Origin of the sequence: Glycomyces buryatensis (assembly GCF_004912275.1) — a bacterium.
Lineage (GTDB): Bacteria > Actinomycetota > Actinomycetes > Mycobacteriales > Micromonosporaceae > Glycomyces > Glycomyces buryatensis.
Map to the genome: position 1 here is coordinate 45,989 of NZ_STGY01000046.1, position 20,509 is coordinate 66,497.

Consider the following 20,509-nt stretch of genomic DNA (forward strand, 5'->3'; position numbering starts at 1 on the left):
CGGCCCGGGTGCACCGCACCCGGGCCGTTCGCTTTGCTCTGTGCCGCTTAGGAGTTGATGACGTCGAGCAGCCACGGCTTGGACCGCGTGGCCGGCTCGGTGAGCTCGACCTTCCAGCCCTGCGAGGCGAGGAAGTCGTTCAGGTCGGCCGGGGTCTGCGGCTGGATGCCGCCCGACAGCAGTGCGCGGGCGATATCGCCGCGGGTCGCCTTGGCCATGTGGGTGACGACGCTGCGCTTGCCGTCGGCGTCCTCTTTGAACACGCGGACGGAGACGCCGCGGTTCTTCGGGCCCCACACCTGGGTGTAGGCACCCGAGCGCAGGTCGATGACGAGGTCGTCACGGGAGGACAGGACTTCGGTCACGGCCGGGCGCCACAGCTTCGGCAGCCGCTCGACGCCGGGAAGCTGCGCGGACATGGGGATGCGGTACGGCGGGACGCGGTCGGAGGGGCGCAGCAGGCCCCACAGCGGCGAGGCGATGAGGACCTGCTCGCCGTCGGGCAGGTCGCCCAGGCCGAGCCGGTCGTAGAGCACCCCGGTGTACAGCTCCCATGCCGCCAGCGTCGGCGCGGTCCGCAGCTGGCGGTCGAGCTCGACCCAGTCCCGTTGGCGCGCGGTGAGTTTCAGCGTTTCCGCCGCGGTGTCCTCGTCGGCGCAGAGCTTGACGAGACGGTCGACGAGGAGTTCCCGGACGGGGTTCAGCGCCGGGGAGGAGAGTCGCCCGAGGTCGAGGGGAGGCCCGTCGCCTTGGACGGCCTTCCCTTCTGACGGAGGCAGCAATATGAGCACAGCAGGCGAGTCTACCTGCTCGGAAGCCGGGGTTCACAGCGGCGCGCTGATGGTTTATAGTACGTGTGTTCGATGCAGCGGGAGCGGGTCCCATCCCACCGTGGGGCCACGTGCGACGCGAATCGAAAAGGCGCGGCGGTGGCCACCTCCGCAAACCACCGCCGCGCCGTCCAAGACCGGGCCCCGAAAGCCGGAAGCCCCACCACCTCCGGCTACTGACGGGGCCCGGTCATAACGTCCTCGAGCCGGCAACGGCCCGACGGCCACTGTTTCTGACGGCCACCGCTCCAGGCGGCTTCCGTCCGCGGCGATTTCGGCGCCCGGATTCCTCGACGTGCGGTGGTCTTGCCCACCACCGCCCCACCCCTTCGGGTGAATTCTCGGCGCTCGCGCGAATCCGGCCGGGATTCCCGTCGGACCGGGGTGTCATGATCGCCGCATGCTGTGGCCCCTTTTGGGCGGGTGGGGTACAGGGACGGTATGCTTCCGGGCGGGTCGCTAGCTCAATTGGCAGAGCTGCGGACTTTTAATCCGTAGGTTGTGGGTTCGAGTCCCACGCGACCCACCATACGAACACCAGGTCCGCACCGGCAGGCGCTGCGGTGCCGGGCCTCCGTCGTCGGTCCGTTCCGCTCGTCGGGTCGACCTATCATTGCGCCATGCCCGACCGAGTGTTCGACTCCCGCATCAACCTCCGGCCACTTCGGTTGCGGGCGATGATGTCGCAGGAAGAACTCGCCTCCAAGTCAGGTGTCGGGACGCGCACCATTCGCGATATCGAGGCGGGAAAGGTACGGCCGCAGGCGCGGACGTTGCGGCTGCTGATCGAGGCGCTGGAACTGGACGAGGCCGGTCTGGCACTGCTGACCGGGGCGCCGGACCAGGTTGTGGAGGCGCCTCGGGCCATCGCACCGGTGACGCTCCCCTCCAGCACGGCCGGGTTCACCGGCAGGGGCAACTGGCTGTCGAAGCTGGACGAATCGGCCGATTCGGCCTCGAGCCCGCTCGTCGTCCTGACCGGTGCGGGCGGGGTCGGCAAGACGGTGCTGGCCCTCCACTGGGGGCACCGGTCCGCCGACCGGTTTCCCGGCGGCAGGCTCTATGTGGACCTGCACGGTTTCGCCCCGGGCGCGGCCGCGATGGAGCCGGCCGAGGCCGTCCGGCAGCTGCTCGGCTCGCTGGGAGTGGAACCGAAGCGGATTCCCGCCGACACCGCGGCCCAGCTCGGCCTCTACCGCACCCTCATCGGCCGCGAGCGGCGGCTGCTGATCCTCGACAATGTCCGCGATGCCGCGCAGGTGCGGCCGCTGCTGCCGGACGGCGCCCAGGTTCATACGGTGGTGATCAGCCGCCGCCGACTCGTCGCCCTCGCCGCCTCGCACGGGGCCGAGATCATCGAGATCGGCGGCTTCGACCGGGACGAGGCGGTCGCGCTGCTCGAACGGCGGCTCGGGCCGCAGCGGCTCGCGGCCGAACCCGAGCCGGTGGAGCGGATCCTCGCCGCCTGCGTCGGCCTGCCGCTGGCCCTCGCGATCACCGGCGCCAAGGCGGCGACGCGGCCCGACCTGCCCCTGCGCGCCATCGCCGGCGAACTGGCGACCTCCCGGCTCGATGCCCTCGCGGTCGACGAGGCGTCGGTGGACCTGCGGGCGGTCTTCTCCTGGTCCTACCGCTCCCTCGAGCCCGACGCGGCCAGACTGTTCCGGCTGCTGGCCGTCGTCCCGGGACCCGACTTCACCGCCGCCGCCGTCGTCCGCCTCCACGGCGGCACCGCAGCGGAGGCCGGACGGGCGCTCCGCTCCCTGGTGGAGGCGCACCTGATCGAGTTCGGCCGCCCCGGCCGCCACCGCTTCCACGACCTCATCCGCCTCTACGCCGCCGAACTCCTCGAAGCCGAAGCGCCGCAACCCGATCGCGACGCCGCCCTGGACCGGCTGCTCGACTGGTACCTGCGCGGAGCCGACGGCTGCCGCTCGGCGCTCTACCCCGCGATGGTCGGCCTCCCCCTCCCGGAAGGAGCGGGCGAGCGGTTCGAACCGACGGCCGCGGAGGCCGCGCTCTGGCTGGAGGCCGAGTGGGAGAACCTCATCGCGGCCAACGAGCACGCCGCCACGCACGGACGGCCGCGGTTCACCTGGCTCCTGGCCGACGCGCTGCGCGGGTACGTGTGGCTCCACATGCTCGGCGACGACGGCGCGCGCATGACCAGGGCCGCCCTGGCCGCAGCGACCGACTCCGGCGATCCGCTCGGCCTGGCCTCGGCCTCGATCGCACTGGGCTGCGCGCTGATGCGCTGCAACCGGCTCGAGGAGGCCATCGACCACCTGCGCGACGCCGCCGGCTTCGCGCGCCGGGCCGACTGGCCCGCCGGCGCGGCCTCGGCCGAGGGCAACCTGGCGATCGCCTGCTACCACCAGGGCCGGATGCGCGAGGGACTGGAGCACGCCTACGCCGCGCTGCACGCGTACCGGGCGATCGGCGAGCGGCGCGCCGAATCCACGAACCTGCACTGGCTGGGGCTCTTCCACTCCCTCATGGGCGAACTCGACACGGGCATCGACTACCTCGAACAGGCGCTGAAACTCGCGACGGAGGCGGGCAATGATCCGGTCCGCGTGGTCGTGCTGACGCACCTGGTCGAAATCCAGGTCCACCGCGGGCGCCTCGACATCGCCGCCGCCCACCTGAACCAGGCGGTCGAGCTGGAGCGCGCCAGCGTCAGCATCGACAAGTCCGGGGACCTGCCTGGGGTGACCGCGAGATTCCTGCTGGCCTCGGGCCGGACCGGCGAGGCCCTGGCGCACGCGAAGCGCGGGGTCGAGCGAACGGACGACGCCGACCACCGCAACCGAGCGGCCGACATGGTCACGCTGGCGGCGGCCCGCGACCAGGCGGGCGATCACGAGGAGGCGATCGCCCTCTACGATCGCGTGCTCGCCATGACCGAGCACGACGCCACCGTGTTCCACCGGGTCGAGGGAATGGTGGGCCGGGCGACGGCCCTGCTGCGCGGCGGCGACGCCGCCCGCGCTGAGGACGCGGCGAAGGCGGCGCTCCGGACCACCCGGCGGGCCGGCTACCGGTTCCTGGAAGGCCGGGCGCTCAACCTGCTCGCCGAGATCGACCTGGAGGCGGGCCGGCTCGGTGCCGCGGAACGGGCGGGCCGGGCCCTGCTGATCCACCGGGAGACGGGGTACCGCAGCGGCGAGGCCGTGTCACTGCACCTCCTCGCCGAATGCGCCTCCGCCGAGGGCGATTCCCAGGCCGACCGACGCCTCCGCGACGAGGCCCGAACCGTCCGCGACGACATGGACGCTGCCGCTGCGGTGAACCTGCCAGACCACGGGTAGACCGCCCGGCTCGCACCGCCGGCCCCTCGCACCCGCATTCGCTGGCGTCTCAGCGGTCGATGCGGTGGCGCTCGCCATCTGAACCGGATCGGACGGCCGCGCCGGGCCCGGCGATCACGATGCTCTTCCCGGTCTTCATGGCCCGCTCCTGAATCCGCTGCGGGACCGGCCTTGACGGGCATACCCCTGTGGGGTATAAATATGAGCATGCCAATACCCGATGGGGGTATCGGAACCGAACGGAGGAAGTCGTCATGTCTACTCAGGAGTATCAGGTCACCGGCATGAGCTGCGGACACTGCGAGACCTCGGTCCGCGAAGAGGTCGGCAAGATCGGCCCCATCAAGCAGATCGACGTCAGTGCCGCGACCGGCCGCCTCGTCGTCACCGCCGATGAGACGGTGGACGACTCCGCGGTCCTGGCGGCGGTCGACGAGGCCGGCTACGAGGCGGAGCGGATCGCATGAAGACGCCCGCCCGGCTCGGGCTCTACGGCGGCGGACTGGCGCTGGCCTTCGCCGGCGCGTTTGCCGCCGCGAATCTCACGGTGCCCGAGAGCGCCGTCGAAGCCTGGAACGAATCCACAGAGGATGAAGAGATGGACCACGGAGGAACCGACACCGCCCACGCGGCGGACTCGATCCGGGGACTCGTCGCCGAGCAGGACGGCTACCAGCTCGTCGAGCTCACCGCGCCGGACGAAGTCGGCACAGACGGGGAACTCGAGTTCGAGATCAACGCTCCCGGCGGGGAACCGCTCACCGAATACGCCGTCTCCCACGACAAGGAACTCCACCTCATCGTGGTGCGCACCGACGGCGCCGAGTTCCGCCACGTCCACCCGGTCAGGGACGAGGACGGCACCTGGTCGCTGCCGTGGACGTGGGAGGCGGCCGGGACCTACCGGGTCTACGCCGACTTCGCCCCGGCCGCGGACGAGGACCTGGACGTCACGCTGACGAGCACCGTCGACGTCTCCGGTGACTTCGCCGTCCAGGCGGCGGAGCCCTCGCCCACCGCCGAGGTCGACGGCTTCGAAGTCGCGCTCGACGGCGACCTCAGTGCCGGTTCCACCTCGACGCTGACCTTCGCGGTCACCCGCGACGGGGAACCGGTCACCGAGATCGAGCCCTACCTCGGCGCCTTCGGCCACCTCGTGGCACTCCGCGAAGGCGACCTGGCGTACCTGCACGTCCATCCCGAAGGCGACGAACCCTCCGCCGGCCAGGAGTCCGGTCCCGAGATCGTCTTCGCGGCCGAGGCACCCACCGAGGGCCGCTACCTGCTCTACCTGGACTTCCAGGTCGACGGGCAGGTCCGCACCGCCGCATTCGTCGTCGACACGGCCGCAGCGGCCCCCGAGACCGCCCCCGAGAACCAGGACGAGGACACGGAGGAGAGCGCAGACGAGACCGACGGCGGCCACGAATCCGACGGCCACGGCCACGGCCACTGATCCACCCACCCCGACAGGAAGAAGGAAGGCAATGGCGACACCCGCGATCCGGCAGAGCGCGCCCCTCGACCGCATCGAGCTCGAGATCGGCGGCATGACCTGCGCCTCCTGCGCCATGCGCATCGAAAAGAAGCTCAACAAGCTCGACGGCGTCACCGCCACGGTCAACTACGCCACCGAGAAGGCGCAGATCGACGCCCCCGACGGCACCGACGTGGCCACCCTCATCGGCGTGGTCGAGCAGACCGGCTACACCGCCGCGCTGCCGAGCCCCGCCGCCGAAGCACCCGACGCCGATCAGGACGAGCGGCCGGACGCCGAGCTGACCTCGCTGCGCCAGCGCCTGATCGGGGCGGTGGCCCTGTCGGTCCCGGTCATCGCGATGGCGATGGTCCCCGCCCTCCAGTTCGAATACTGGCAGTGGATCTCCCTGACCCTCGCCGCACCCGTCGTGACGTGGGCGGCCTGGCCGTTCCACAAGGCCGCGTGGACGAACCTGCGCCACGGCGCGGCCACGATGGACACCCTGATATCGGTGGGAACCGCCTCGGCCGTCCTGTGGTCGCTGTACGCGCTGCTGTTCGGCACCGCCGGGACGCCCGGCATGACCCACGCCTTCGAGCTGACCGTGGCCCCGAGCGACGGCGCCTCGAACCTCTACCTCGAAGTCGCCGCGGGCGTGACCATGTTCATCCTCGCGGGACGCTACTTCGAGAAGCGCTCCAAGCGCCGGGCCGGAGCGGCCCTACGCGCGCTGCTCGACATGGGCGCCAAGGAAGTCGCGGTCCTGCGGGCGGGCAAGGAGGTCCGCGTCCCGATCGGCGACCTCGCCGTCGGCGAGGAGTTCGTGGTCCGACCCGGGGAGAAGATCGCGACCGACGGTCTCATCGTCTCCGGTTCGTCCGCCGTGGACGCCTCGATGCTCACCGGCGAATCGGTCCCGGTCGAGGTCGGCGAGGGCGACGCGGTCACCGGCGCCACGGTCAACGTCGGCGGTCGACTGGTCGTGCGCGCCACCAGGATCGGCGAAGGCACGCAGCTGGCGCAGATGGCCAAGCTGGTGGAGGAGGCCCAATCCGGCAAGGCCGAGGTCCAGCGCCTGGCCGACCAGGTCTCCGGGATCTTCGTGCCGATCGTCATCGCGATCGCCGTGGGCACCTTGGGGTTCTGGCTCGGCGCGGGCTTCGGAGCCAGCGCCGCCTTCACGGCCGCCGTCGCGGTCCTCATCATCGCCTGCCCGTGCGCCCTGGGACTCGCCACACCCACCGCGCTGCTGGTCGGAACCGGTCGTGGCGCGCAGATGGGCGTGCTCATCAAGGGCCCCGAGATCCTGGAGTCCACCCGTCGAGTGGACACGATCGTGCTCGACAAGACCGGCACCGTCACCACCGGCAAGATGGCCCTGGTCGACGCCCTCACAGAGGACGGCACCGACCGCGCCGAACTGCTGCGCCTGGCCGGTGCGCTGGAGGACGCCTCGGAGCACCCGATCGCACAGGCCATCGCGAAGGGGGCCGCCGCCGAGGTCGGCGACCTGCCCGAGGTGCACGACTTCGCGAACGCGGAGGGCAAGGGCGTGCAAGGCGTCGTGGACGGCCACGCCGTCCTGGTCGGGCGGGAGTCGCTGCTCGCCGACTGGGAGCTGTCCCTCTCCGCCGCGCTGGCCGAGGCGAAGGCCGAGGCCGAGCGCGAGGGCAAGACCGCCGTCGCGGTGGCCTGGGACGGCGAGACCCGCGGGGTCCTGGTCGTCGCGGACACCGTGGGGCCCACCAGCATTGAGGCGATCGCCCAGTTCAAGGCCCTGGGCCTGACCCCGGTGCTCCTCACCGGAGACAACCGGGCCGTGGCCGAGCGGATCGCCGCCGACGTCGGCATCGAGGAGGTCTTCGCCGAGGTCATGCCGAGCGACAAGGTCGAGACCGTCGCGAGGCTCCAGGCCGAGGGCAAGACCGTGGCGATGGTCGGCGACGGCGTCAACGACGCCGCCGCGCTCGCTAAGGCCGACCTCGGCCTGGCGATGGGCACCGGCACGGATGTCGCGATCGAGGCCGCCGACATCACGCTGGTGCGAGGCGACCTGCGGAGCGCGGCCGACGCGATCCGCCTGTCCCGCAGGACACTCGGCACCATCAAGACGAACCTGTTCTGGGCCTTCGCCTACAACACGGCCGCGATCCCGCTGGCCGCCCTGGGGCTGCTGAACCCGATGCTCGCCGGCGCGGCGATGGCGTTCTCAAGCGTCTTCGTCGTCGGCAACAGCCTGCGCCTGCGTTCCTTCAAGAGCCGGGCACGGGAAGACTCGCCCTCTCCGGACCCGGTGCGCCAGAGCGCACCCCGGCCGGCCAAGGCCTGACCAACCGAAATTCGAGAGGAACGAGACCAATGGCGAACGACCACGAATCCGACCACGCCTAGGACACCGGATAACCATGGATCAGCGCGAAGCATGCGGGCCCGAGCGCGGCCGGTGCGCCGTCTCGGCCCCGGCCATCGTCATCGCGATCGAACTGACGATCCTGTTCCTCAGCGGCCGTCCGAAGATCGCGACGATCCGAGGCGGCCTGCGAATGGCCCTCGGCGGCCGCCCGAAGTAGTCGCTTGAAGACGTCATCTCGAGGTTCTCGCACGGCCGGCCGTGCGAGAACCCCGGGATGCGGCGTCGTACCTGTCGTCGTGAGCTCAGACCTGCTCGAAGTGGAACGACTTGATGTAGCAGTCCCTGGGCTGGCCGATGGCGAAGGCGATGCAGTCGATCAGTGATCGGGACGTCAGCGCGTCGCCGGAGCCTCGCGGGGCCGTTTCCCAAGCGTCCGAGAGCCGGTCGGGGTTCTCGAAGTCGGGCGGGTAGAGCGAGATCACCCGGATGCCCTTGGGGCGCAGCCGCTTCGACAGGATCTCGGTGAAGCCCGCCTGGGCGCTCTTGGCGGCGTAGAAGGCCTCGTGGGCCTCCGAGCGGTGGTGCCCGGCCTCGCCGCAGGCCGACACCATCGTCACGATGTCGGGCTTCTCGGAGGCCGACAGCAGCGGCAGGAAGTGCTTGGTCGTCAGCACCGTTCCGGTCGCCCCGGCGCCGATGACGCCCGAGATCCACTCGTCGTCGGCCGACTCGAAATCCGGGGCCTGGAGGTAGGGCGCGCCATTGTTGACCAGAACGTCGATGCGTTCGGTGCGGGCCGAGACCGCCTCCGCGAAGGCCGCGATCGAGGACGGGTCGAGCAGGTCGCAGGTGAAGGCGTGGGCCCGGCCGCCGCGTTCGGCGATCTCCGCCGCGACCCGCCCGGCGGCTGCGAGGCTGCGGGCGGCGAGGAACACCTCGGCCCCTTGCGCGGCCAACTCGATCGCCAGGCTGCGTCCGAAGTCGCGGCCGGCGCCGGTGATGGCGATGCGGTACTCGTCCAGTCTCATGCGGGCAGCCTGCCACGGCCGTGATCGGTCCGAAGTCCTAGGACGGTCCGAGTCCGCAGTGGCGCTTGTGAGCGGCTTCACCTGCGGCACCGGGGTTTTTACCGCCGGTGCTCGGCGGTTTCCCTCGGTGTAATGAGTTCGGCACACGAGGCCTGCACAGTAGGCGGCGAGGCACGGGGAACCGGCCTCACGCCGCACCGGCGCGGCCCGCTCTCACGCACCACCGCCCGGAAGGAAGTCCGTCATGGAACCGCTTGCGATCATGGCACTCCAGCTCAGCAACATCGAAGCACGCTCGGCCCTGCCCGATGCGCCGGTCGTCGAGGACCGTCCCTCGAGGCTGTCGAAGCTCACCGGGGGCGTCACCTCCGCCCGCCGCAGTCTGATCGGCCGCCACCTGGCCGCGCCGGCCCGCATGCCCCGCCCTGAGGTCGGACGGGCCGCCTAAAATCCTATAGGATACAGGAGATAGGGCCGGGAGTCGCGAGATTCCCGGCCCGCCCCGTTTCACCTGCGCCGCTTAGGAACCGACGACCTCACCGTCGATGTACGCGGTGTCCACCTTGGAGTATATGTCGAGCGGGTCGCCCGACCAGACGCAGAAGTCCGCGTCCTTGCCCGGCTGTAGCGAGCCGATGCGGTCGTCCACGCCCATGATCCTGGCCGGGTTGATCGTCACCGCACGAAGCGCCGTGTCGCGGTCCAGTCCTGCCTTGACCGCGAGCATGACCTGGATGATCAGGTGCTCGATCGGCACCACGGGGTGGTCGGTGGTGATCGCCAGCGTCACCCCGGCAGCGGCCAGCTTCGCGGCGTTCTCGGGCCACCGGTTCTCCGTCTCCACCTTGGACCGCGAGCACAGCAGCGGCCCGAAGATCACCGGGATCTCCCGCTCGGCGATGACGTCGGCCAGCAGGTGCGCCTCCGTGCCGTGGTCCAGCACCAGGTCGTAGCCGAACTCCGCGGCCACCCGCATCGCCGTGGCGATGTCGTCGGCGCGGTGGCAGTGCTGGCGCCACGGGATCTGGCGGTCCAGGACCTTCACCAGGGTCTCCAGCTTCAGGTCGCGGTCGGGCGCGTCGGCGCTGCGGTAGTTCTCGGCCTCCACGAAGGCCTGCCGCAGCACTCCGGCGGTCCCCAGCCGCGTAGAGGGCGTCTTCTTCTGGTCGCCGTAGACCCGCTTCGGGTTCTCGCCCAGCGCCGACTTGACGCCGGCGGGGGAGCGCAGCACCATCTCGTCCACATAGCGGCCCACCGTCTTGATCGCGACGGTCTCGCCGCCGATCACATTGCCCGAACCGGGGTTCACGCATACCGCGAGCACACCGCCGTGGAGCGCCTCGGCGAAGCCCGGCTCGGCCGGATTGATGCCGTCCAGCGCCCGCACGTAAGCGGTGTTGGGGTCGGTCATCTCGTTGGAGTCGTTGCCCGCCCAGCCCTCGGCGACCTCGTGGACGCCCAGGTGCGTGTGGGCGTCGACCAGTCCCGGGACGATCCACTTCCCGGTCGCGTCTGAGACCGGGACGCCTTCGGGCACCGGCAGGTCCGGGCCGCCGACGGCGGCGATGCGGCCGTTCTGGATGACGATGGTGCCGTGCTCGATCGGCTCGGAAGTGATGGGGACGATGGTCGCGCCGCGCAGCGCGAAGGTTGCTTCCGTCATGGCCCCTAGACTAGCCACTCGGCTAGTTCGGTGGGTTCATCCCGCCCAGCGGATGATCTCCTTGGTCACCGTCTCGGAGGCCTCATGCTGGGGGAAGTGGCCGATCTCGTCCATGAGCTTCCACTCGTAGCGCCCGTGCACGTACCGGCCCGAGCCCTGCGCCGTCCGCGGAAGCACGCACGTGTCCAGCGCCCCGTGCAGCTGCAGTGTGGGGACCGGCGTGGGCCGCTGGAGCAGTTTGACGAATCGCCTGCCCGCCAAGCCCATCGACGTCCGAAACGGCCACCGGAAGGCCTCCAGCGCGCAGAACGCCGCCTGCGGGATCTGGATGACGTCCCGGCAGGCGCGCACGTACGTCTGGAAGTCGGACGAGCCTCTCCAGCCCGGGCCCGACCACGCGTACATGAGGTCGGCGACCTTCCTTGCGTCCCAAGCGGTCAGCTTGTGCTCGTAGCGGGGCATCTGGAACGCGAACAGGTGCCGCGAGGCCGTCAGCTGCCCCTTCGGGTCGACCGCGAGCGCGGCCCGCTGGCGCAGCGGGTGCGCCGCCCCGAGGATCACCAGCGAACGGAACTGCTGGGGGTGGAACGCGGCGGCGGCGAAGGCGAGGATGCCGCCGAGGTCGTGACCGACGACAGTCGCGTCGCGCTCGCCCAGGGACCTGACCAGGCCGACCACGTCGGCGGCCATCGTATAGGCGTCGTAGCCTCGCGGCGGCTTGTCGGAGGCGCCGTAGCCGCGCAGGTCGGCGGCGACGACCCGGAAGCCGGCGTCCGCGAGCGCCGGGATCTGGTGCCGCCAGGTCCACCAGAACTCCGGGAATCCGTGCAGCAGCAGGATGAGCGGGCCCTCACCGGCCTCGGCGATGTGGAATCGCGTGCCGTTGGCGTCGACATGCCGGTGGGTCCAGGGGCCCTCTTGGAGGGCGGCGCTGTCGGCGAAAGTCCTGCGGTTCACGAATTGAAGCGTACGAGGTCAGGCGCGGGCGCGGGGACACCGGAGTGCCGGATGTGGGCCGCGGCCCGCGGCTGAGGCTCCACGGTCTAGACCTGTGCGGCAACGCGGCGGACCGTGCGCGAGCGGCGCGACAGCACCGCGGCGCCCACGAGCGCCGAGATCGCCGAGCCGGCCAGCACGCCGGTCTTGACCAGGTCCTGTTGCGCCAGATCGGTGAACGCCAGCTCCGTGATGAGGAGGCTGACGGTGAAACCGCAGCCGCACAGGATCGCGACGCCCGCGATGTCGGGCCACTTCAGGTCGGGTGCCAGGCGCCCCCAGCCGAACTTGTAGGCGGCGAACGCGCCGAGCGTCACGCCGATGGCCTTGCCGAGGAACAGCCCGGCGACGACGGCGAGCGCGACCCGGTCGGTCGCGAACGCGGACAGTGATTCACCGTTGAGGACGACGCCGGCGGAGAAGAACGCGAAGACCGGGACGGCGAAGCCCGCGCTGAACGGCTGGATCTTGTGCTCGGCGGCCACTGCGGGGGACTCGTGCTCGCCCTTGTCGCGCTTGACGCGGGTGGCCAGGCCGAGGGCGACGCCCGCGATGGTGGCGTGGACGTCGGCCTCGAACAGCGCGAACCAGGCGACCAGGCCGAGCGGAATGTAGATCCACAGGCTCCTGACGCGCTTGGCCTGCAGGAACACCCACAGGGCGACGACGGCGACGAAGATGAGCAGGGGCAGCACCTGCGGCTTGGAGTAGAGCGCGGCGATCATGGCGATCGCGCCGAGGTCGTCGGCGATGGCCAAGGTGAGCAGGAAGATCCGCAGGCTCGACGGCAGGTTCTTGGCGCACAGCGCGAGGATCGCGAGGGCGAAGGCGATGTCGGTGGCGACCGGGACGGGCCACACGTCGGCCGCCCCCGGCTCGCCCCAGGCGACGGCGAGCGCGATGCCCGCGGGCACGATGATGCCGCCGGCGGCCGCGATGATCGGGAGCATGGCCTGCTTGATGTCCCGGAGTTCGCCGACTACGAGTTCGCGTTTGAGTTCGAGGCCGACGACGAGGAAGAAGAAGGCGAGCAGGAAGTCCGCGGCCCAGTGCTGGACCGACAGCATGAAGACGCCGTCGATGCCGATGTAGGTGTGGCGGATTTCCTCGTACAGGTGCGACAGCGGCGTATTGGCGACGATGAGCGCGAGCGCGGCGCCGATGAGGAGCAGGATGCCGCCGGTGGTCTCGACGCGCAGGAAGCGCAGGGCCTCCTGCGGGGCGCGGCGGACGCCGCGCACGATCCGCATCTTGCGGCGCGGCATCTGCGGCATCGGCTGCCCGAGCTGCGGCACCTTGGGCATCGGCTGCCCGACCCCGAGCCGCTTCGGCCGCTCGGCCGAGTCGGGAGTCTCAGGTGTCTGGGCAGTCTCGGGCGTCTCTGGAGTCTCTGGGCTGTCAGGTGTCTCGGACATCGCGGCACCTCCTGTGGCCGGGAAAGGCTTGCGGGCCGGTCCCGGGTCGTCTGTGGGCTGGGCGGCCGCGCGGGCGGCACGCCTCCGGTGACGGCGCGTCGTCGCGCCGTCGATCCGGATGCCGGAACCGTATCGGAGCCCGGCGCCGGACGCCAGTCGACGACGGGACGACGCCAGGTCGTCCCGCCGCCGGCGGACTAGTTTCTATACGCGTTCTTGATGCGCTCCGACGGGGTGTCGGAGATCACCGAGTTCAGTCTTCGGCGGCCGCGCTCAGGCCCTCCTTGATGCGGGTCATGACCGTGTTGTCGGCCAGCGTGGTCACGTCGCCGATCTCGCGATTCTCGGCGATGTCGCGCAGCAGGCGCCGCATGATCTTGCCCGAGCGGGTCTTCGGCAGCTCAGCGACGACCATGATCTGGCGGGGCTTGGCGATGGGTCCCAGGGTGTTCGCCACGTGCTGGCGCAGTTCCTGGAGGTGCTCGGGGCTGGACTCGATGTCGCCGCGCAGGATCGTGAACGCCACGATGCCCTGCCCGGTGACCGGGTCGGAGGCGCCCACGACGGCCGCCTCGGCCACCGAATCGTGGCTGACGAGGGCGGACTCGACCTCGGTGGTGGAGATGTTGTGGCCGGAGACGAGCATGACGTCGTCGACGCGGCCGAGCAGCCACAGGTCGCCGTCGTCGTCGCGCTTGGCGCCGTCGCCGGCGAAGTACATGCCATCGAACTTGGACCAGTAGGTGTCGAGGAATCGCTGGTCGTCGCCCCAGATGGTGCGCAGCATCGACGGCCACGGGTCGCGGATGGTGAGGAAGCCGCCGCCGCCGTTGGGCACCGACTTGGCCTCGTCGTCCACGACGTCGACCGTGATGCCCGGGAGCGGGCGCTGGGCCGAGCCGGGCTTGGTGGCGGTGACGCCCGGGAGCGGGGAGACCATGATCGCGCCGGTCTCGGTCTGCCACCAGGTGTCCACAATGGGCGCCTTGCCCTTGCCGACGTGCTCGCGGTACCAGATCCACGCCTCGGGGTTGATCGGCTCGCCGACGCTGCCCAACAGGCGCAGGCTGGAGAGGTCGTACCCGGCCGGGATGTCGTCGCCCCACTTCATGAACGTGCGGATCAGGGTGGGGGCGGTGTAGAGCGAGGTGACCTGGTACTTGTCGATGATCTCCCAGAACCGCCCCTTGTGCGGCGTGTCGGGAGTGCCCTCGTACATCACCTGCGTCGCCCCGTTCGACAAGGGGCCGTAGACGATATAGGAGTGCCCGGTGACCCAGCCGATGTCGGCGGTGCACCAGTACACATCGGACTCCGGCTTGAGGTCGAAGACCGCGTGGTGGGTGTAGGAGGTCTGGGTGAGGTAGCCGCCGGAGGTGTGGAGGATGCCCTTGGGCTTGCCGGTGGTGCCCGAGGTGTAGAGGATGAACAGCGGGTGCTCGGCGTCGAACGGCTGGGCCGCATGTTCATTCGAGGCGGTTCCCACCGTCTCGTGCCACCACAGGTCGCGCTCGTTCCAGTCCACGTCCTGCTCGGTGCGGCGCACCACCAGGACCTTCTCGATCCCGGGGCAGCGCTCGGCGGCGGCGTCCACGGTCGGCTTGAGCGCGTTGGGCTTGCCGCGGCGGAACCCGCCGTCGGCGGTGATGACCAGTTTCGCGCCCGCATCGTCGATACGGCTGGCCAGGGCCTCGACGGAGAAGCCGCCGAAGACCACGGAGTGGGGTGCGCCGATGCGCGCGCACGCCAGCATCGCCACGGCCGCTTCGGGAATCATCGGCATATAGATGACCACGCGGTCGCCGGCCTCGACGCCCAGGTCGGTGAGGGTGTTGGCGGCCCGCTTCACCTCGTCCAGCAGTTCGGCGTAGGTGACGGCGCGGCCGTCGCCCGACTCGCCTTCGAAGTGGATCGCGACCCGCTCGCCCAGCCCTGCGTCGACATGGCGGTCGAGGCAGTTCGCGGCGACGTTCAGCTCGCCGCCGGTGAACCACTTCGCGAACGGGGGGTTGCTCCAGTCCAGGACGGAGTCCCAGTCCTTGGTCCAATCGAGGCGCCTGGCCTGCTGTTCCCAGAAGGCGAGGCGGTCAGCGGCCGCCTCGTCGTAGGCGGCCTCGGTGACGTTCGCCGATGCGGTGAATTCGGGGGCAGGCGGGAACGTGCGGTCCTCCGTGAGGAGGTTGGCGAGAGTCTCTTGCGGGATCTGTCCCACTGGTATTCGCTCCTTACAGATCAGCGCGCCACTGCGCGACTGTGAGGCGGGTCTGTGTCTGGCAACACTACCTGGAAATGTGCGGGTCACAACCGGTGGCCGCCGGTGCGTCGCCGGGTGGTTGGTGAGCGGGCGGCAAGCGGTTGAACGGCGGTTTTGTCGTACCCGGCGCATATCTTTAATGCCAGGGGTCCCCCGGGACTACCTACTTCGGCGTGCCTTTTGGGAGCGCGAAACCGACCGAACGGATCTTGCGATCTGTGCGGGGGCATTTCATCGGATAGCATCTTGTGATTGCCCTTTAGGGGGTGCCTGGTGGACCCGGGCGAGACTGAATCCGGGACCACCAAACACCCCTAACCGCCCTGGTGCCGCGTTTGCGCTTCACCTTCAACCGGTAAGGTTCCGCCCGTGGATCCTCTCGCGCCTCTCCTCGAGCTCTCCGAGGTTGCCGACGCCCTTGAGAACGCCAGAGCAAACGTCGACCGGATGCTGTGGCACGAGGCGCTGCGCGGCGGTGACAGCCATGTGGCGGCGGAAGTGACCCTGCACCAGGCGTCGGCGACGCTCGCGCTGGAGGGCTACGACTGCGATGTCGAGCGCTTGCGCGCGGGGGACTTCACCGATCCGGTCGTTGCGGGAGCGCTGCGCGTGGCCGAGGCCCTGCCTTCGATGGCCGGGGTCTGGTCGGCTTCTCCCCGTTACGTTCTGGCGAAGCTGCACGTGCTCGCCACCCGCGATTTCCCGGACGCCCGCAGCGAGTTCGAGCCCGGCCGCATCGACGTCAGCGGTTCGGCTTCGGCCCGCATCGATGCGATGTGCGCCCTGATCGTCAACCCCACCAAGGAGATCCCCGCGGCGATGAGCGCGGCGGTGGTCCACGGCGAGCTGCTGGCGATCCAGCCGTTCCCGGTGGCGAACAATATCGTGGCCCGGGCCGCGGCGCGGCTCTCCTTGGCCAGCAAGGGACTCGACCCGAAACTGTTGGTCACGATCGACGCCGGGCACCTGGAGCGGCAGCCGGAGTACGCGGGCGCGCAGCGCGCCTGGGCGACCGGCACCCCCGACGGGGTCCGCTCCTGGCTCAAGCACTACGGCAACGCCCTGGAAGCCGGCGCGGCCGAGACGCTGCAGATCTGCACCGAGCTGATGAAGGACGCCAAGTAACGCCGGACTCCCGCGCACGCCGAGACAGGTAGCCGCGGGGGACCCCTTGTCTCAAGTGTATTCCGGGGGTACGACAGTTCCCTTGCCTCGCAACCGAGGGCACGCCGAGACAGGTAGTCCCGGGGGACCCCTTGGATCAAGGGTATTCGCGGGGTGCGACAGAAACGCCGGTCAGGCGTCGCCGTTCAGCTCTGCGCGCAACTTCTGCTTCTCTTCGCGGCGCTGCTTCACGTTCGCGTCGATGTGGTCGACCATCTGCTCGCGCATGGCCTTGAGCAGCACGAACGACAGCAGCATCGAGCCCATCAGCGCAATGGCGAGGGCCAGCAGCACATTCATGAAGAAGGCCAGCGGCAAGGCGATGGCCGCGAACAGTCCCAGCCGGGCCAGGAAGTATTTCGCGATCGGGTTCTTCAGACGGCTCACTGCGGCCGCTCCTCTCCGAAGGTCTTGATTCCAGCGTGCCACAGCACGGCGTACGTCACCGCGGCCATCAGGCCGCCGATCCCGCCGACGGCCATCGGCGCCCACGTCTGCGGCAGCACGACCGCCGCCGCCAGGCCCACGCCCAGCGCCAGCGCGACGCACACCAACATAAGCGCCCAGCGCGAGCCGCCGACATAGCGGCGGAACTGCTCGGTGAACACGAACACCGTCGGCAGCGCCGCGACCCAACCCGAGACCTGGCCGAACTCCCCGCCCGTGGGCATGGAGAACACCAGGTCGATGATCGCCAGCGCGACCAGACCCATCACGAAATAGGCCAGCGCCGTCCCGATCAGCTGCCCGAGCGTCTCGATCGGGGGCTTCGCGGCCTTCTCGGCGCCGGGCGAAGGCTCGGTCGCCACCTAGAACCTCACCGACTGCGGTTCGGCGCGGCGCTCGGCAAGCGTCTGCGGCCCTTCGTATTCGCGCACGATCTCGTAGCGCGTATTGCGCTCGACCGGCTGGAAACCCGCGTCGCGGATGAGTTCGAGCAGGTTCTCGCGGGTCATCTTGTCGGGGGTGCCGTAGTCGTCGGCGTCGTGGGTGATCTTGTACTCCACGACCGAGCCGTCCAGGTCGTCGGCGCCGTAGGACAGCGACAGCTGCGCGACGTCGAGGCCGTGCATGACCCAGAAGCACTTGACGTGGTCGAAGTTGTCGAGCATGAGGCGCGAGACCGCGAAGGTCTTGAGCGACTCGGCCGGGCTGGCCATGGTGGTGCGCGCCTGGAGCAGGTTGCGGACCTTGCCGTCCTTGGCGTCATGGAAGTCGTGCTGGTAGCGCAGCGGGATGAACACGCTGAAGCCGCCGGTCTCGTCCTGCATCTCGCGCAGGCGCATGACGTGGTCGACGCGGTGGCGCGGTTCCTCGATGTGCCCGTAGAGCATGGTCGCGGGGGTGCGCAGGCCCTTCTCATGGGCGAGGCGGTGGATGCGCGACCAGTCCTCCCAGTGGCAGTCGTGGTCGACGATGTGCTGGCGGATCTCCCAGTCGAAGATCTCGGCGCCGCCGCCGGTCAGCGACTCCAGGCCGGCCTCGATGAGCTCGTCGAGGATGTCGGAGGCGTCGAGTCCGGAGATCTTCTCGAACCACTGGACCTCGGTGGCGGTGAACGCCTTGAGGTTGACCTCCGGCAGGGTCTCCTTGAGCGCCTTGAGGACCCGCGGGTAGTACCGCCACGGCAGGGTGGGGTGGAGGCCGTTGACGATGTGCAGTTCGGTGGGCGCGTCGCCCTTCATCTGCTCGGCGAGGGCCACGGCCTGCTCGACGCGCATCGTGTAGGCGTCGGTCTCGCCGGGCTTGCGCTGGAAGGAGCAGTAGGCGCACGAGGCGGAGCAGACATTGGTCAGGTTGAGGTGCCGGTTGACGTTGAACATGGTGCGCTCGCCGTTCTTGGCGGTGCGGACCCCGTGCGCGAGACGCCCCAGCCAGGCGAGGTCGTCGGACTCGTACAGCGCGACGCCGTCCTCGTAGGTCAGCCGCTCGGAGGCCGCGAGCTTCTCCTCGATCGCCGCCTTGAACTTGGCGCCTGCGTCCATGACAACCACTCCTTCCGGTTCCCGCCAGCCTAACGCCGCCCGCGCCGGGGCCCCGGTCCGCACGTCAGCGGTGTGAGTCCCCGCTCGCGGACCCTGAGTTCCGATGGCGGCGTTCGCGGAGCGAGGGAGGGCGAGTCCCCGCTCGCGGACAGTGGATTCGATATAGCGACGGGCGTGAATGCGAGGCTTGCGTCCTTTCGGTATCCTAGGCACGGCATCCCCCACAGAAGGACCCTCATACATGACCGCAATGCGCTTGGTCTCTCGTGTCCTGGTCGCCACCGGGGCCGCAGCAGTCGTCTTCGCCGGTGCGCTTCCCGCGTTCGCCGAACCCGGGGTGACCATCCCCGACGACGGCGCGCGCCCGGCCGGGGGCGAAACCCAGGATGCCCCGGTCACGAACCCGGCGACCGAGGACGGTCCGCTGGCCGACCAGATCAACCGGGCCCAGATCGACCTCGCGCAGCTGGCCGAGGAGACGACCGCCGCCGAGGACGAATGGCTGACGCGCGTCGACCGGCTCGGGGCCGCCCAGACGGACTGGAACGAGGCCGCCGGCGAACTGGACTCCGCCAGGTCGGCGCTCGACGCGGTCGTCGGCGAGGCCTACACGTCGATCTCCGACCTGCCGGCCGCGGAACTGCCCGACATCAGCGGCGCGGCCCCCCTCGGCAATGAATTTGACCTGCCCGGCCTGGCCTCCGCCGTGGAGGATGCCGAGACCGCCGAGACGGTCGCCCACGCCTCCTTCGACGCCGCGAGCCTTTCGGCCACCCGCGCCGAGGACCGCTTCACCGAGCTCGACGAGGCGCTGGCCCAGGCGCAGGCCGATCTGAACAAGCTCATCGAGGACAACCGCGAGGAGCTCGAGGAGATCGAGGAGGACCGCGAGGCCGCTGCCGCGCAGCACTCGAACGACTTCTCCTCCGAGGTCGACGGCTGGGAGGCCGCGCCCGAGGCCCTGAAGGCCGTCGAGTACGCCCTCGCCCAGCTCGGCAAGCCCTACGAGTGGGGCGCCGAGGGCCCGAACACGTTCGACTGCTCCGGCCTGACCCAGTCGGCCTACGCCTCGGCGAACGTCACGCTGCCGCGCGTGGCCCGCGACCAGTTCAACGCGACCCGCGACAAGCCCGTCGACACCGAGAAGCTGCTGCCGGGCGACCTGCTGTTCTGGTGGGACAACCCCGGCGAGTGGCAGTCGGTGTACCACATGGGCATGTACCTCGGGGACGGCAAGATGGTCCAGGCCCCGCGCACGGGCGACGTCGTGAAGATCAGCTCGATCTGGTTCCAGAACTTCGCCGGCGCGCACCGCGTGGTCGACGCGATCCAGACCGATCCCGACGCCGACCCGACGGGTCCCAGCGACAATGACAGCAGCACCGGCGGTGGCGGTGGTGGCGGCGGTGGTGGCGGCGATGAGCCCAGCGAGGACCCCACGTCCAGCAAGCCGATCGACCCGAGCCCGTCGCCGGATCCCGACCCTTCGCCCTCGCCTTCTCCCTCGGAGTCGCCGAGCCCAGATGAGCCGACGACCTCCGACCCCGGGGCCACAGAGGACGACGAGGAGGGTCCTTCTCCGACCGTCAACGAAACCGTCTCGGGCACCCTGTCCCGCGAGACACCGACGGCTGAGAGTTCTGGCGAGTAATGGGAAGGCGAGTACCGGCTGCCACCGCATGATGGCACGATGGTTGCTAGGTCGCCCGCCAAGCACGGTCGCCCGTAGTAACGACGCTCCATCCCCGAGGAGGCTCCCGTGGACGACAACAGCTGTAGCTCGTGCGGCCAGCGCCTGACGTCCAGGCTCCGGCGCTGCTCCCAGTGCGGGGCGCCGCTGCCTCCCCCGATCGGTGGATTTCCGCCCGAGCCGCAGTATCCGCCGCCGTCCTACGGGCCGCCCGCCGGTTCGCCTTATGCGCCGCCGCCGCCTCCTCCTCCGCCGATGAACCAGGGGCAGGCGCAGGTGCCGAACCAGGGCTACGTCGCGCCTCCGGTCCAGGCGTACCAGCCGCCGCCTCCGCCGCTTT

The 20,509-nt window shown here is 70.1% G+C and carries 17 protein-coding genes and 1 tRNA gene; 9 read left to right on the top strand and 9 right to left on the bottom strand.

Going from position 1 to position 20,509, the window contains the following annotated elements; translation table 11 throughout:
- Nucleotides 1-47: 47 nt before the first annotated feature.
- A complete protein-coding gene (locus FAB82_RS12250; RefSeq protein ID WP_136534826.1) occupies nucleotides 48-791 on the bottom strand; it encodes a YaaA family protein in 744 nt (247 codons plus the stop codon).
- A gap of 492 nt (nucleotides 792-1,283) precedes the next feature.
- Between FAB82_RS12250 and FAB82_RS12255 the strand changes: the two genes are divergently transcribed.
- The 6 genes from FAB82_RS12255 (at nucleotide 1,284) to FAB82_RS27085 (ending at nucleotide 8,191) form a co-directional block, all read left to right on the top strand.
- Nucleotides 1,284-1,359 (top strand) — tRNA-Lys (locus FAB82_RS12255).
- Between the two features lie 91 nt (nucleotides 1,360-1,450).
- Nucleotides 1,451-4,141, top strand: coding sequence for an ATP-binding protein (locus FAB82_RS12260; protein ID WP_136534827.1), 2,691 nt, complete (start codon nucleotides 1,451-1,453; stop codon nucleotides 4,139-4,141).
- 254 nt (nucleotides 4,142-4,395) lie between these two features.
- Complete coding sequence (locus FAB82_RS12265; RefSeq protein ID WP_136534828.1) at nucleotides 4,396-4,608, top strand: heavy-metal-associated domain-containing protein; 213 nt, start codon at nucleotides 4,396-4,398, stop codon at nucleotides 4,606-4,608.
- Nucleotides 4,605-5,597, top strand: a complete 993-nt coding sequence (locus tag FAB82_RS12270) for a heavy-metal-associated domain-containing protein (protein WP_136534829.1) — start codon at nucleotides 4,605-4,607, stop codon at nucleotides 5,595-5,597. Before FAB82_RS12265 ends, FAB82_RS12270 begins: the two co-directional genes overlap by 4 nt.
- A gap of 31 nt (nucleotides 5,598-5,628) precedes the next feature.
- Nucleotides 5,629-7,950, top strand: coding sequence for a heavy metal translocating P-type ATPase (locus FAB82_RS12275; protein WP_136534830.1), 2,322 nt, complete (start codon nucleotides 5,629-5,631; stop codon nucleotides 7,948-7,950).
- 76 nt (nucleotides 7,951-8,026) lie between these two features.
- The gene (locus tag FAB82_RS27085; protein WP_168801567.1) at nucleotides 8,027-8,191 is read left to right on the top strand and encodes a hypothetical protein; all 165 of its coding nucleotides are present in this window, start codon (nucleotides 8,027-8,029) and stop codon (nucleotides 8,189-8,191) included.
- An 85-nt stretch (nucleotides 8,192-8,276) separates the two neighbouring features.
- Here the strand turns inward: FAB82_RS27085 and FAB82_RS12280 are convergent, their stop codons facing one another.
- Complete coding sequence (locus tag FAB82_RS12280; RefSeq protein ID WP_136534831.1) at nucleotides 8,277-9,002, bottom strand: SDR family oxidoreductase; 726 nt, start codon at nucleotides 9,000-9,002, stop codon at nucleotides 8,277-8,279.
- A gap of 244 nt (nucleotides 9,003-9,246) precedes the next feature.
- Here FAB82_RS12280 and FAB82_RS12285 point away from each other — a divergent pair, with 244 nt between their 5' ends.
- Nucleotides 9,247-9,450 carry a hypothetical protein gene (locus FAB82_RS12285; protein ID WP_136534832.1) on the top strand — a complete coding sequence of 68 codons (204 nt, stop codon included), beginning with the start codon at nucleotides 9,247-9,249 and terminating at the stop codon, nucleotides 9,448-9,450.
- Nucleotides 9,451-9,522: 72 nt separating this feature from the next.
- Here the strand turns inward: FAB82_RS12285 and FAB82_RS12290 are convergent, their stop codons facing one another.
- The 4 genes from FAB82_RS12290 to acs form a co-directional block, all read right to left on the bottom strand.
- Complete coding sequence (locus tag FAB82_RS12290; RefSeq protein ID WP_136534833.1) at nucleotides 9,523-10,665, bottom strand: amidohydrolase; 1,143 nt, start codon at nucleotides 10,663-10,665, stop codon at nucleotides 9,523-9,525.
- 36 nt (nucleotides 10,666-10,701) lie between these two features.
- Entirely contained in the window at nucleotides 10,702-11,622 is a 921-nt protein-coding gene (locus FAB82_RS12295; RefSeq protein ID WP_136534834.1) for an alpha/beta fold hydrolase, read from the bottom strand.
- A gap of 86 nt (nucleotides 11,623-11,708) precedes the next feature.
- Complete coding sequence (nhaA, locus tag FAB82_RS12300; protein ID WP_246039607.1) at nucleotides 11,709-13,076, bottom strand: Na+/H+ antiporter NhaA; 1,368 nt, start codon at nucleotides 13,074-13,076, stop codon at nucleotides 11,709-11,711.
- 253 nt (nucleotides 13,077-13,329) lie between these two features.
- Nucleotides 13,330-15,279 carry an acetate--CoA ligase gene (gene acs / locus FAB82_RS12305; RefSeq protein ID WP_136534853.1) on the bottom strand — a complete coding sequence of 650 codons (1,950 nt, stop codon included), beginning with the start codon at nucleotides 15,277-15,279 and terminating at the stop codon, nucleotides 13,330-13,332.
- A gap of 420 nt (nucleotides 15,280-15,699) precedes the next feature.
- Here acs and FAB82_RS12310 point away from each other — a divergent pair, with 420 nt between their 5' ends.
- Nucleotides 15,700-16,455, top strand: coding sequence for an oxidoreductase (locus FAB82_RS12310; protein WP_136534835.1), 756 nt, complete (start codon nucleotides 15,700-15,702; stop codon nucleotides 16,453-16,455).
- 171 nt (nucleotides 16,456-16,626) lie between these two features.
- On the opposite strand, the gene FAB82_RS27090 is transcribed toward FAB82_RS12310, so the two are convergent.
- From FAB82_RS27090 to mqnE, 3 genes are read right to left on the bottom strand one after another with little or no spacing between them, the layout of a single operon-like run.
- On the bottom strand, nucleotides 16,627-16,881 hold the full coding sequence (locus FAB82_RS27090; RefSeq protein ID WP_168801568.1) for a DUF4229 domain-containing protein: 255 nt from the start codon (nucleotides 16,879-16,881) through the stop codon (nucleotides 16,627-16,629).
- Nucleotides 16,878-17,303, bottom strand: coding sequence for a hypothetical protein (locus FAB82_RS27095; protein WP_168801569.1), 426 nt, complete (start codon nucleotides 17,301-17,303; stop codon nucleotides 16,878-16,880). The genes FAB82_RS27090 and FAB82_RS27095 overlap by 4 nt, the downstream gene beginning before the upstream one ends.
- Nucleotides 17,304-18,479: an aminofutalosine synthase MqnE gene (gene mqnE / locus FAB82_RS12320; protein WP_136534836.1), complete on the bottom strand. Its 1,176-nt coding sequence runs from the start codon at nucleotides 18,477-18,479 to the stop codon at nucleotides 17,304-17,306.
- Between the two features lie 241 nt (nucleotides 18,480-18,720).
- Here mqnE and FAB82_RS12325 point away from each other — a divergent pair, with 241 nt between their 5' ends.
- A complete protein-coding gene (locus FAB82_RS12325) occupies nucleotides 18,721-20,130 on the top strand; it encodes a C40 family peptidase (RefSeq protein ID WP_136534837.1) in 1,410 nt (469 codons plus the stop codon).
- Nucleotides 20,131-20,509: the final 379 nt, after the last annotated feature.